Origin of the sequence: Bacillus sp. GbtcB14 (genome assembly GCF_019091205.1) — a bacterium.
Taxonomy (GTDB): domain Bacteria; phylum Bacillota; class Bacilli; order Bacillales; family Bacillaceae_G; genus Bacillus_A; species Bacillus_A cereus_AG.
This window is the reverse complement of sequence record NZ_JAGXJT010000005.1, coordinates 213,031-226,436: the sequence shown is the minus strand read 5'-3', so window position 1 is coordinate 226,436 and position 13,406 is coordinate 213,031. Positions and strand designations below refer to the sequence as shown.

Genomic DNA, 13,406 nt, shown 5'->3' with positions numbered 1-13,406 from the left:
AAAGTCTTTTGTCATAATAACATACATAACCTTTAGAAATCGATGGCTTTTTAAATTTTTTTTCAATATTTTTCATACTATTGAAAAACGTAAAAAAGAAGCGTATTATATTTGTCGTAAATTTGATTCCTATCCTTAACGCACTTAAATTCAAAAAAGGAACCCCATTAGGTCCCTTTCATCATAGCTCTATGTTTTTCGAAGCATGTTCCCTTTGCTTCTCTTCTTCTTTCACTAACTGCATATTTGCATAAGCTAAATTCGCAATCATTAAAAAGTGACCACCTAAAATGCCTGTACCGAATGCCCACATTTCCATTTCATGCTCAATTTCATACATGATGATAGCTCCTAAAATGGCTGCTGCAAATCGATTTAGAACTCCTAATCCTGGAGCCTTTTCTTTCATTACGATACTTTTCCCAAGTTTCTCCACTCTGCGAGCTAATAACCAAAGACAATACGCACTTACAGCCAATCCGATACCAAACCCTGTTACTTGTTTTCCAAACGGAGTAATCGTCCACATAAGTAGTAAACCACTAAAGATCACATACAATTGTAATCGATATACACGTAAGGCTGCTTGAATCAAAATATCCGCTCCTAATTTCGCATTTTTTATACTTTAGAAGAAAAGCAGCAACTTACACAGTTGCTGCTTTCTCTTCTTCTTGTTCTTGCTCCATTTTACGAATTTCAACACGTTTAATTTGGTAAGCGTCTTTTTCTAACACTTTAAATTCATAATCTTCCGCCTCAACGTGTTGTCCTTCTTCAATTTCATGATTTTGCATCATGATCCATCCACCGATTGTATCCACATCATCTTCTTCAATGTGTAATCCAAATAAATCTTTCACTTCTGAGATAAGTACTTTTCCATCAACAATGATGTGTTGCTCGTTCACATGTTGAATTGGTGGTGCTTCATCTTCATCATATTCGTCACGAATTTCGCCGACGATTTCCTCCAAGATGTCCTCAAGCGTTACAATCCCTGCTGTTCCTCCGTACTCATCATATAAAACAGCCATCGGAATTCGCTTCTTCTGCATTTGAAGTAATAAGTCGTGAATTGGAGTCGTTTCCATCACTTCAATAATCGGACGCATATACGAGCGAATTGATGATAAATCTTTTTGATCTTCGGTCATATATCGAATAAAGAAATCTTTTACGTTGACCATACCGATAATATCATCTTTATCTTCTCCAAAAATCGGATAACGTGTGTATCGCTCATTTTGGATTACTTTCATGTGTTCTTCTACTGAATCTTCCAGGTAGAAACCAACGATTTCTGTTCGCGGTACCATAATTTCTTTTGCAATACGATTATCAAATTCAAAAATGTTATTTACATACTTGTATTCGGCTTGATTAATTTCGCCACTTTCATAGCTATCTGAAAGGATAAGACGTAATTCTTCTTCTGTATGAGCTACTTCATGTTCTGAAGCTGGTTTTAAACCGAATAAACCAGTTATCACACGCGCTGAACCGTTTAATACCCAAATAAATGGATACATGATTTTATAGAACATCATTAACGGAGTTGCCAATAATAATGTTACTTGTTCAGCCTTTTGAATCGCCATCGTTTTCGGAGCTAATTCCCCTACTACAACGTGTAAATACGTCATTAGCATAAAAGCAAGACCAAATGTTAATACTGATGAGATAGAAGGGTTTAAGTTCCATTTCTCAAATAACGGGTGTAGTAACTTTTCAATTGTCGGTTCACCTAACCAACCTAATCCCATAGCTGTAACTGTAATACCTAATTGACAAGCAGATAAATATTCATCTAAATTTGTTGTTACTTTTTTCGCTGCTAAAGCACCGCGTTTCCCTTCCGCAACAAGCTGATCGATACGACTTGAACGTACTTTTACAATCGCAAACTCTGCTGCTACGAAAAATCCAGTAAATGCGATTAAAATCGCAACCATGACTAAATTAAATATTTCCAATGAATCCCCCTAGTTTAAAAAACTAAGGTGTCCACCTCCTGTATACTATAATGTTTTCTTATTTGTTCATTAGAAAACATAGCCCGATACAAAAATTAAAGAGGTCGGATTTCACTTTTTTCTATAATAATAGAGCAAGTGTCTGTATTAAAGCTGTCGTTTGACCAGATAAAGATTTCGATATTTTTTCACGTTGTGAATCAGTCAATCCATCTAAAAGCGGTTTTAACTCCGTTAACTCTGCTTCTAATCGATGAATATGGTCTGTCACTTCATTCACTTGTTTCGAAACGTGTTCATTGATACCGAGCAGCTTCTTCTTCTCCTCGATTTTCTCTTTAATCTCACAAAGCGGCATATGCATTTCTTTGCACTTCTCAATAAATTGTAATGTCTCAAATGCTGTTTCGTCGTAATAGCGATAATTAGATTGAGATCGCTCCGCTTTTAAGATTCCTAGATTCGTATAATAATCAATCGTTCGTTTCGACACGTGAGCCATGAGAGCCAACTGTCCGATTCGATACACCTTCCCAACGATCTTCCCCCCTTGTTTATATTACTACCATCATACAATACATAAACTGTACAGTCAAACGTGACGGTTTTTTATTCATAATTCACACAAAATTTATCGTCTCATCTTTTATTATCTAATCTATTAATTTAATTATATAGTGAAATACTTAGATTAAAATTAACGAAATATAACCATAGAATTTCCCGTTCCTTTCTAATTTTAAGTACATATCATAACAACATCGATATTAAATTCTTTTATACTTAGGAGGATAAAATGAAAGCTGTTATTCTTGCTGGTGGATACGGGACTCGGATTGGGGAAGAAACGCATTTAAAACCAAAACCTATGATTGAAATTGGAACAAAGCCTATTCTATGGCACATTATGAGTTTATATAGTCATTACGGCATTACTGAGTTTATTATTTGCTTAGGCTATAAAGGATATGCAATTAAAGAGTTCTTTCTAAATTACAACTTACACATGTCAGATTTCACAATACATTTAAGCGACAATACAATTACTAGCCATTCTCATCGTATTGAACCGTGGAAAGTTACACTAATTGACACCGGTCTAAATACCGAAACGGGTGGACGGGTTAAAAAAATACAAAATTACGTCGGGGACGAACCTTTTTGCCTTACTTATGGTGACGGATTAAGCAATGTAAATATAAAAGATCTTATTGCATTTCATAAAAGCCACAGGAAATTAGCTACTGTTACAGCCGTACAGCCTCCTGGGAGATTCGGTTCTCTCGTCTTAGATAAACAGTCTGTCACATCCTTTCAAGAGAAACCTTTAGGTGATGGTGGATGGGTTAACGGTGGATTTTTCGTTTTACATCCTGATGTTTTCAATTATATTAGCGGAGATAAGTCTGTTTTTGAAACAGAAACTTTAGTGCAGTTAGTAAATAAAAATGAATTAGCAGCCTTTCAACATACTGGTTTTTGGCACCCGATGGATACATTGCGCGATAAAAATAAATTAGTCGAGCTATGGGAAAGTAATAAAGCTCCGTGGAAGGTTTGGTAATATGACTTCATCATCTTTTTGGGATAAGAAAAAAGTATTTATTACGGGACATACTGGCTTTAAAGGCTCTTGGCTCACCCTTTTTTTAACCTCATTAGGTGCAGAAGTAATCGGTTACTCTTCTCATCTTCCATCCATTCCTAACCTTTTTGAACAATGTAACGTAGCAAAAGAATGCATGACAATTAAGGGCGATATTACAGATTACGATTCTTTATTCCTTGCCCTAAAACAACATAACCCAGACATACTATTTCATTTAGCAGCCCAGCCAATCGTCACCACTTCCTATAAAAATCCTATCGAAACATTTAAAACGAATGTTTTAGGAACTGTTCACGTATTAGAAGCCGCAAAACATATAGAAAGCATACGCAGCATCATTAATGTTACAAGTGATAAATGTTATGAAAATGACGGGAGCGGTAATCGGGCATTTGTGGAAAGTGACCGGCTAGGAGGTTTCGATCCTTATAGTGCTAGTAAAGCTTGCGCTGAACTAGTTGCAACATCCTATCAAAAATCATTCTTCCGCACTCATACTCAGAAACTTGCCTCAGTAAGAGCAGGTAACGTCATCGGTGGTGGCGATTGGGCAGAAGACCGATTATTTCCAGATATTATTCGAGCGTATTTACAACATGATACATTAACTATTAGAAACAAAAACGCTATTCGTCCGTGGCAACACGTATTAGATCCTTTACACGGCTATATTCTTTTAGCTGAGAAGCTTGGGCAAGACGCCGAATATGCAGCAGCGTGGAATTTCGGCCCGATAAATGAACCTAACAGAACCGTTCATGATGTCATTCAATCTATAATGAAATTATGGAATCAACCACTAACAATCCTTTCTCCTCATACAAACACTCCTTATGAATCACCTATTTTAACACTTGATAGTACAAAAGCAGTAAATAAACTCGGTTGGACACCTAAGTTATCAACAGACCATTCTATCGCTTGGACTGTTGATTGGTACAAAAAATATGCATCTGGTGAAAATATGGAATCTTTCACGCGACAACAAATCGATGCATTCAAAAATTTATAAGGGGGCTATAAAATGGAACAGAAAAAATGCCGTTTTTGCCACTCATTACTAACAAATACTTTTTTAGATTTAGGAGTTTCCCCTCTCGCTAACTCATTTGTAGCTCCTGAAAATTCATATAAAATGGAACCATTTTATCCGCTGCACACATTTGTTTGTAACTCTTGTTTACTTGTACAATTAGATGAATTTGAATCTCCGCACAATATTTTTCATGACTATTTATACTTCAGTTCTTACTCATCAAGCTGGCTACTACACGCTAAGCAATATGTAGAAATGGCTATAAAGCGTTTTAACTTAACAAACCATTCGAAAGTGATTGAAATCGCGAGTAACGACGGGTACTTATTACAATACTTTCAAAAAGAACATATCGAAACGTTAGGAATTGAACCAGCAAAAAATGTAGCAGAAATCGCTATCCAAAAAGGAATTCCTACTGAAGTAAATTTTTTCAGCAATGATTTAGCAAAAGAGTTACCACAAGCTGATTTAATCATCGCAAATAACGTATTGGCACACGTTCCGAACTTACATGATTTTGTCGCCGGTTTAAAAACGTTATTAAAACAAGATGGCACGATAACAATTGAATTCCCGCACTTATTAAATCTCATATCATGTAAACAGTTTGATACGATCTACCATGAGCACTTCTCCTATTTCTCACTTATAAGTCTTCAAAAAGTTTTAGCTCATCATCATTTACAAATTGTCGATGTAGAAGAACTTGCAACGCACGGTGGTTCATTGCGTATTTTTATAAACCATTATAATGACTCATCTACTATCCATTCCAATGTTACAAATTTAATCCAAAAAGAAATAGATCACGGGCTAGATACATTAGATTGCTATCTCCTTTTCTCTAAACACATCGAACAATTGAAAATAAATATTTTAAAGTTTTTTATCGAAGCAAAAGCTTTAAACAAACAAATTATCGGTTACGGTGCTCCTGCTAAAGGAAACACCCTTTTAAATTATTGCGGGATAGGAAAAGAATTTCTAGCTTATACAGTAGATAAAAACCCTCACAAACAAAATCTCCTTCTACCAGGTACCCGCATTCCAATACAACCTCCAGAAGAAATTAAGCGTACAAAACCTGATTACATTCTCATACTTCCTTGGAATTTAAAAGATGAAATTATGAAAGAATGCTCTTTCATTCGTGAATGGGGCGGCAAATTTTTAGTAATGATACCAGAAGTTGAGGTAATTAAGCCATGAAAAAAATCCTTGTAACAGGCGGTAGTGGATGGATTGGTAAATATGTTGTATATTCTCTTATACAAAAGGGCTATGAAGTGCACGCCACTTACAATACAAATAAACCTTCTCACCTTTCTTGCCATTGGCATAAAGTAAACTTACTTTGCGATGAAGAAGTAAAAAAACTCATTTACAACATTAAACCTAGTCATCTCATTCATTTAGCTTGGGAAGCAGTGCCGCCAGCGTGTTATGTATCTATTCATAATTACTATTGGCTTACATCCAGTATCTCATTAATTCAACACTTCACAACATGCGGTGGAAAGCGAGTCGTTGTTGCAGGTACTGGCGCAGAGTATGAATGGTTTAACGGCGTACTATTTGAAGATTCACCGCTTCTTTCCTATAAAACCCCGTATTCATTATGTAAAAACGCACTACACTCTTGGCTACAATCATATGCTGAGCAAACAGGCCTCAGCATGTGTTGGGGCCGCATTTTCCATATGTATGGCCCTCACGAACAAGGGAATCGGCTCGTTTCTAACATTATCACTTCCTTATTAAAAAATGAGGAAGCACTATGTACACATGGAAAACAATCAAGAGATTTCCTCCATGTGGGGGACGTCGCTGATGCTCTCGTAACAGTATTAGAACACGACGTTACAGGCACAATCAATATCGCTTCTGGTCAATCTGTACAAATTAAAGAATTAGCTTCTATTATTGCTAAAAAGATAGGAAAAGAACATTTAATTAAACTAGGTGCGATCCCTTTCTCTAAAGATGAACCTTTATTCGTCGGCGTTAATGTAGAACGTTTAAAAAATGAAGTAAACTGGAAACCAACATACGATCTAAATACAGGAATTGAAGAAACAATTTTGTGGTGGGAATCATTTATAAAAAAGCATAACGATACGCACCACTAAAACGTAAATCCTTCGCTCCTCTCGCTAAATCTTTATACCATTCTTCTAATTTTTCAGGTGTAATAATATGATGCGTTCCCATTCCCCCATGCTTACTAGCTTCAGAAAGAGTCGGACCAATTTGTAATTTTCGCTTTCTCATCGCATCATTCCACGGACTGAAACCAAACCATGCAATACACGCAAGGGGCGGATAAATCATAGATTCATGCGCAGATAAATGTCTTCCAACCGTATAACTTCCATGTCCATGATTATGAATAAATCTGCCTCTTCTCCATAACGCCCAATCTTCTGGTAAATAGCCGTGAAATCGCTGCTTCATTAAAGGGATTCCATATTTAAGTTCCGGATAAGTATAGTTAAGGTCATCGACCATAATAAGCCCTTCTAGCCAATACATTCTCCCTCCCAATTCATTTAGTGATTTCCAAAACTGATTTTTATCTTGCACGCAAAGAAACTCAGTCGTATTTAAAATCATTTTCCATCCCTTTACTTCTTGTTCTACCATCATCACTTCATGGTCTGTCGCTAGCGCATCAAATTCCGGGTATGCAGAATCTCGTACTTCCCAATGCGGCGCATATCGCTTACAAATTTCAACTGAACGATCTGTTGAACCTTTATTAATTAAAATACCATGATCAAACAGTTTCGTATGATGCATAAGCCACCACGGTAATAAATATTCTTCATTGTAAAAATGAGAAATAACGGTTGTAGTTATAATAATCTCCTCCTCTTTCTCTATTAATCTACTTTTTCATCCTACTCTTACTATACTTATCAGTTATGTAATTGGTTTCTTTTATTTTAAAAATATGTTTTTCTACCATATACTATGCTTTCTTACACAACCACCATTTCCATTTTCTAAAGAAACATCACAATAAACTGAAAATTAAGTTATAATATCATTATAAAATATGAAGGAGGAATGCACGTATGTACTACAACACTTCATTCGAAAACGATCAACCTGTAGACCGTCTATAATCTAAGACGGGCATTCATATAACAAGTGCACTATGCCTCGTCTTAGGGAATAAATCATAACCCTAAAAATAGACGGAGGTAATTCAAATGAAACAAACAATTTTAGGAGCTATATGTTTATCACTAGCAGCTAGTATATGGGGCGGTATGTACGTCGTTAGTAAATACGTACTCGACTTTATCCCACCACTGACACTCGTTTGGCTACGCTTTATTATTGCTTTTGTTGTTTTATATGCAATTTTGAAAATAGCTGAGAAAAAGCAAAAGAAAAAAATAACCATTCGCAAAAAAGATTGGCTATCATTTGCTTGGATTGGATTCATCGGGTATTTCATTTCGATCACATGTCAATTTATCGGAACGAAATTATCCGATGCTCATACAGGCTCCTTAGTGACATCAGCTACCCCTGCATTTATGGTTATATTTGCAGCGCTCATTTTAAAAGAGAAACTAACTACTCGTAGACTTTTCTCAACTATAATAGCGACAATCGGTGTCATTATCGTCATTGGATGGGATATTGAAATTGGCTCCTATTTTATCGGTACAATCATATTAGTCGGGGCCGCTATTACGTGGGCTTTACTATCCATTTATGTGAAGATTGCTTCAGCTCGATTTTCATCTTTAGTAATTACAACGTACGCCATATTCTTTTCACTCTTTTTTATTACACCTTTTATGATATGGGAATTTCAATCAAACCCGATTGAACATATGAACATGTATGTAGTATTAGGCGTACTTTATTTAGGAATCATCTCAACAGCAGGTGCCTTTTTCCTTTGGAATAAAGGATTAGAACTAATGGACGCAAGCATTGGTTCCTTATTTTTCTTCTTCCAACCTATCGTGGGATCATTGCTTGGTTGGCTCTTATTAAATGAAACATTAAATAGTAACTTTTTTATTGGTGGTATTCTTATTGTATGTAGTGTTTTCATTACTACGTTTGAAAAGCGAACGTAGTATAAAAAAACAGGAAGAGACTTAGTCTCTTCCTGTTCGTATTATTGGATCTTGATCATGGAATCCAATACAAATTGGTATATTGCTTTGCACTTCACTACATACACGCATAAAACTACATACTGTTTTTGCAATTAAATATAAAGTTATACCGATTGCTTTTTCGTTTGTATCAAAACCATTTTCAGCATACATATCCGCTAATTCTACAGACCTCGGCCCCTCTATATCATATGTCCATTCAGATGCCCAATCATCATCCTCTTCTTCAAATGGAACATAATCCTCACAAATATAAAACTGACTATCCCATTCATTCTCGAGATCATACTCAAAATAAATTGCCTTTGCTTCTTCACTTTCAGCAACTTCTAATGTTTCTCTCAAACCTATCCTCATACTCTTTTCATATGAATCTAAAGGAATCGATTTAATTCGCTCGGCATGCGCACTTGATGCTAACGTGCTACAAATATCATAATACTTCACTTCTATTTGCTCTACTGATAACGAAAATATATCCTCTTGCATCTCTTCTAAATACTGAAATATATCCACACTAACTACTCCTCACTCCTTACGCACTCCAATGCGATGGACGGGACAACAATTCCGGTAATTTCGTATGTTTATCCCCTCTCGCCGCATTAACTTGAACTTGCGTCAGAAAAATACTATTTGTAAAATCGGCGCCGCAAATATCTGCATCTCGCAAATCTGCTCCGATGAGATCTGCTCCACGTAAGTCTGCGCCATTTAAGTTAGCAGCAATTAAGTATGCTCCTCTTAAATTCGCCCCTTGCAAATTTTTCTTTTTCAGATTTGCTCCCATAAGGTCTGCTCCGCGGTGAATGATTCGTTTCTTACGCGCAGCATTCATTTCCTTCCAGACTAATTCGCTCGTTTCTAAAAGAAGAATGTTTACTTCCGCTCTGTGTAATGGAACATTTATTTTCATTAACTCATCTGAACTTAAATTTGATAGGCGCTCCGTCTCTTCAATCGCTTTACTTAACTCTTTATGAATCGATTGTGTCGCCTGTAAAAGAATAGCCTCATTCAAATACCACAGTATTTCATGAAGCTGATGCATAATCGGAAAAGCATCATACATTTTTCTCGCATGCTTAGCATCTTTCCGCCAATCAATCCCGTTAAATGTAACTTGAGAAATTTTCTGCCCCGCGCCGAAACATTCAAATACTGTACAACCTTTATAACCTTTTTCTCTAAGATTTTTATGTATGCTACATTTAAAATCTGATTGTAAGTTGGAACATGGTTTACCACCATCTTTATTCACTGCGAAATCTACTGACGCTGCGAACGGTAATGCTACACAGCATAAACCAAAACACTTTTCACAGTCTGCTTTTAAACTATTGTGATTTACATCCTCTTCTACATGAAAATAATCGTTATTATTAGTCAAAATATATACCCCCAGTTGCCTTTCAACTATTCCATAATAATCCAACTATAGTAAATTATCAAATTTAAAATAAACGGGCATATTTCATTTCAAACAACAACATAATCCTTTTATTTCTTTTCAATAAAAAAAGACTTCCACTACACTATCAATTATAATTAAATTAAGAACTTTCAAATAACAAGGAGGATTACTATGGCACTACAAATGAAAACAAATTGTCAAATTTGCGATCAATCGCTCGAGCAAGATTCTGAAGCTTACATTTGCGTGTATGAATGTACATTTTGCGCACCGTGTACAGAAGAAAGACATAACGTTTGTCCAAACTGCGGCGGCGAGTTAGTACGTAGACCGAAAAAGAAACAATAAAAAGCAAAGCGATATCGCTTTGCTTTTTTACTGTTTTTGATATATAAATTCTACCGATCACAACTTAAACATTTAAAAATTTAACACAAACAGGCTCTGGGACAACAACATCAGATTGGATAAGCGTTAGCTTACCTGTAGATTCATGTCTTGAAAATAGCACAAGATTATGCGACTTTTCATTTGTAGCAACAAGGAACTTTTCAGTAGGATCTAATACAAAGTCCCTCGGCCAATTTCCTTCTGTAGATGTATGTGCAACAAATGTAAGCTGACCTGAGTTTTGATCCACGCTGAAAATCGCAATACTATTATGACCACGATTACCTGCATATACAAAACGGCCGTCAGATGAAATATGAATCGCACTTCCTTGACTATTTCCATCAAATTCTTCTGGAATGGTAGAAATATACTGTAATTCTGTAAACGTTCCCTCTGCTGGATTATATGTTAACACAATAACCTCTGAACTAAGCTCCGTCATCACATACGCATACTTTCCATTCGGGTGAAAAGTAATATGTCTCGGGCCACTCCCTGGATTTACAGATAAACTATTCACTTCTGTTAATGCACTACCTTTTATATCATACGTAATTAATTTATCTATCCCTAAATCAACACCCACCACATATTTTTCATCAGGAGTATATCCCGCGTAATGCGCATGTGGTTTTTCTTGTCTTTCTTTATTCGGACCTGAACCTTTATGCGTCATAATAGATGCGGCAGGATTTACAGTTCCATTTTCTTCATTTACTACGAAAGACTCAATCGTTCCTTTATGATAATTCGCTGTAACTACTGTATGATTTCCACTATCAACACTCACATGACAAGGAGAAGCCCCTTCTACTACTTGTCTGTTTTCTACCTTTAGCTCTCCAGTTTTACTATCAATCGAATAAGCAGCTACACCACCAGATTCGCCTTCCTTAACAACGGAATAGAGATATTCATTATTTCGATTAATCGTTACATATGTAGGGTTATCCAGCTTGGCCGCAAGTGTTACATTACTAATTTTTTTCGCTTCCGTGTCTAACGTAAACTTATATATTCCTTCACTATTTTCTTTCGTGTATGTTCCAACATATCCAATAAACTCTTTGTTATCCTTCATTTTCATAACCCTCTCTCCCTATATTTTTCGTTCATCATACTTCTTAAAATATTTTATGTTGAAAGAGTATCCTAAAAAATCGGAGTACCTCTTTATACGTTACCATATTTTCTTGTTAAATAGCCTTTAAACCCACTTTTTTTGGTACGCCGCTATACTTTCATATTCTTCTTCCAAGTGACGAGATAGACGAATATAGATTGGTGTTAAATCTTTATATTTTTCTACACTTTCCATGTTTGGCTCATGATGAAAATCTGCACCTACCATTTCAGAAACTACGCATAATGTATCTATTTCACCTAAACTATATAAACCGAGGATTGCAGCTCCTAAGCAAGAGCTTTCAAAACTTTCCGGAACATATACATCTTGATGAAAAATATCTGCCATCATCTGTCTCCAAAGTTCCGACCTTGCAAAACCACCTGTCGCTTGAATTTTTTTCGGTTCGCCAATTAGTTCTTTTAACGCAAGAAGAACTGTATACAAGTTATAAATGATTCCCTCTAAAACAGCACGTATCAGATGCTCTTTCTTATGATGTAGCCCAAGCCCAAAGAAAGATCCCCGCGCATTCGCATTCCATAAAGGTGCTCTTTCACCGGCTAAATACGGATGAAATAATAAACCATCAGATCCAGGATTCACTTTTGCTGCTATTTCCGTAAGCACTTCATATGGATCTTTTCCTAAACGCTGCGCATGCTCAACTTCTAACGTACATAATTGATCGCGAACCCACCTAAAAATCATACCACCATTATTAACCGGTCCTCCAATTACCCAAAGATCCTCAGTTAACGCATAACAAAAAGTCCTCCCCTTCGGATCCGTTACAGGCCGATTTGTTACAACTCGCACCGCACCGCTCGTACCAATTGTAATAGCAACTACTCCAGGTTCTATTGCATTTACACCTAAATTCGATAGTACTCCATCACTCGCACCGACTATAAAAGGAGTAGTAACAAGTACATTCATCTCTTTTGCAAGCTCTTCATCTATCCCTCTTAAACTGTGCGTCGTTGGAACAACTGTAGATAGCTTTTCATCTGTAATTCCTGCAACACGCAAGGCTTCTTCATCCCATTTTAAAGATTTCAAATTGAACATTCCTGTTGCTGATGCAATAGAATAATCAATTACATATTCCTTAAATAACTTATAGAAAACATACTCTTTAATAGAGATGAATTTATAGCTCTTTGCAAACAACTCAGCATGTTCATTCTTAAGCCAAACTAATTTCGAAAGTGGTGACATAGGGTGGATTGGTGTTCCAGTACGAAAATAAATTTCATGACCATTCATATCATTCTTTATTTTTTCTGCCCAGCTTGCGCTTCTATTATCTGCCCAAGTGATACATCTCGTTAACGGCTTCCCTGCTTCGTCTACAGCAATGACACTATGCATTGCCGAACTAAAAGAAACACAAAGAATATCAACTGGCTGCACATTACTTGATTGTATAGTTTCTTTAATCGTATGTATGACCGCTTGAAAAATCTCTTCTGGATCTTGTTCTGCTGTTTCTGGTGCGGGAGAATATAAAGGGTATTCAATCCCATGACTTGTAATAACTGATCCATCAATCGAAAACAAAACTGATTTTGTACTAGTTGTTCCAATATCTACACCGATCATATATTTCGAGCTCACCATGTAACCCCTTTCAAATTATTCCTATAACAAAAGAGCACTCTGATTTTGATTTACACAAAAAAGACTCTCCCTTATGAGAGC

At 36.2% G+C, this 13,406-nt stretch carries 14 protein-coding genes; 6 read left to right on the top strand and 8 right to left on the bottom strand.

Annotated features, from left to right (window positions below; all coding sequences use genetic code 11):
• Positions 1-181: 181 nt before the first annotated feature.
• From KVT31_RS16730 to KVT31_RS16720, 3 genes are all read right to left on the bottom strand, one after another.
• Entirely contained in the window at positions 182-595 is a 414-nt protein-coding gene (locus tag KVT31_RS16730) for an ATP synthase subunit I (RefSeq protein WP_000613585.1), read from the bottom strand.
• Positions 596-647: 52 nt separating this feature from the next.
• Positions 648-1,976, bottom strand: a complete 1,329-nt coding sequence (locus KVT31_RS16725; RefSeq protein WP_088097091.1) for a hemolysin family protein — start codon at positions 1,974-1,976, stop codon at positions 648-650.
• 121 nt (positions 1,977-2,097) lie between these two features.
• Positions 2,098-2,505, bottom strand: a complete 408-nt coding sequence (locus tag KVT31_RS16720; RefSeq protein WP_000285637.1) for a MerR family transcriptional regulator — start codon at positions 2,503-2,505, stop codon at positions 2,098-2,100.
• A gap of 267 nt (positions 2,506-2,772) precedes the next feature.
• Here KVT31_RS16720 and rfbF point away from each other — a divergent pair, with 267 nt between their 5' ends.
• From rfbF to KVT31_RS16700, 4 genes are read left to right on the top strand one after another with little or no spacing between them, the layout of a single operon-like run.
• On the top strand, positions 2,773-3,540 hold the full coding sequence (gene rfbF, locus KVT31_RS16715; protein WP_088097092.1) for a glucose-1-phosphate cytidylyltransferase: 768 nt from the start codon (positions 2,773-2,775) through the stop codon (positions 3,538-3,540).
• 1 nt (position 3,541) lies between these two features.
• A complete protein-coding gene (rfbG, locus tag KVT31_RS16710; RefSeq protein ID WP_088097093.1) occupies positions 3,542-4,597 on the top strand; it encodes a CDP-glucose 4,6-dehydratase in 1,056 nt (351 codons plus the stop codon).
• 12 nt (positions 4,598-4,609) lie between these two features.
• Positions 4,610-5,833 carry a class I SAM-dependent methyltransferase gene (locus KVT31_RS16705; RefSeq protein WP_088097094.1) on the top strand — a complete coding sequence of 408 codons (1,224 nt, stop codon included), beginning with the start codon at positions 4,610-4,612 and terminating at the stop codon, positions 5,831-5,833.
• The gene (locus KVT31_RS16700) at positions 5,830-6,753 is read left to right on the top strand and encodes an NAD-dependent epimerase/dehydratase family protein (protein ID WP_140392507.1); all 924 of its coding nucleotides are present in this window, start codon (positions 5,830-5,832) and stop codon (positions 6,751-6,753) included. The genes KVT31_RS16705 and KVT31_RS16700 overlap by 4 nt, the downstream gene beginning before the upstream one ends.
• On the opposite strand, the gene KVT31_RS16695 is transcribed toward KVT31_RS16700, so the two are convergent.
• On the bottom strand, positions 6,722-7,507 hold the full coding sequence (locus tag KVT31_RS16695; RefSeq protein ID WP_088097095.1) for a glycosyltransferase family 2 protein: 786 nt from the start codon (positions 7,505-7,507) through the stop codon (positions 6,722-6,724). The two genes, KVT31_RS16700 and KVT31_RS16695, sit on opposite strands and share 32 nt — an antisense overlap.
• A 332-nt stretch (positions 7,508-7,839) precedes the next feature.
• Here KVT31_RS16695 and KVT31_RS16690 point away from each other — a divergent pair, with 332 nt between their 5' ends.
• The gene (locus KVT31_RS16690; RefSeq protein ID WP_088097096.1) at positions 7,840-8,727 is read left to right on the top strand and encodes a DMT family transporter; all 888 of its coding nucleotides are present in this window, start codon (positions 7,840-7,842) and stop codon (positions 8,725-8,727) included.
• A gap of 21 nt (positions 8,728-8,748) precedes the next feature.
• On the opposite strand, the gene KVT31_RS16685 is transcribed toward KVT31_RS16690, so the two are convergent.
• Together KVT31_RS16685 and KVT31_RS16680 are read right to left on the bottom strand one after the other, a co-directional pair.
• Positions 8,749-9,285 (bottom strand): hypothetical protein, encoded by a 537-nt coding sequence (locus KVT31_RS16685; RefSeq protein ID WP_088097097.1) that lies wholly within the window; start codon positions 9,283-9,285, stop codon positions 8,749-8,751.
• A gap of 19 nt (positions 9,286-9,304) precedes the next feature.
• Positions 9,305-10,159 carry a pentapeptide repeat-containing protein gene (locus KVT31_RS16680; RefSeq protein ID WP_088097098.1) on the bottom strand — a complete coding sequence of 285 codons (855 nt, stop codon included), beginning with the start codon at positions 10,157-10,159 and terminating at the stop codon, positions 9,305-9,307.
• Positions 10,160-10,354: 195 nt separating this feature from the next.
• Between KVT31_RS16680 and KVT31_RS16675 the strand changes: the two genes are divergently transcribed.
• Positions 10,355-10,531, top strand: coding sequence for a DUF1272 domain-containing protein (locus KVT31_RS16675; protein WP_001207874.1), 177 nt, complete (start codon positions 10,355-10,357; stop codon positions 10,529-10,531).
• Between the two features lie 64 nt (positions 10,532-10,595).
• On the opposite strand, the gene KVT31_RS16670 is transcribed toward KVT31_RS16675, so the two are convergent.
• Together KVT31_RS16670 and gntK are read right to left on the bottom strand one after the other, a co-directional pair.
• Complete coding sequence (locus KVT31_RS16670) at positions 10,596-11,663, bottom strand: lactonase family protein (RefSeq protein ID WP_088097099.1); 1,068 nt, start codon at positions 11,661-11,663, stop codon at positions 10,596-10,598.
• 120 nt (positions 11,664-11,783) lie between these two features.
• A complete protein-coding gene (gene gntK, locus KVT31_RS16665) occupies positions 11,784-13,325 on the bottom strand; it encodes a gluconokinase (RefSeq protein ID WP_088097100.1) in 1,542 nt (513 codons plus the stop codon).
• Between the last annotated feature and the right edge of the window lie 81 nt (positions 13,326-13,406).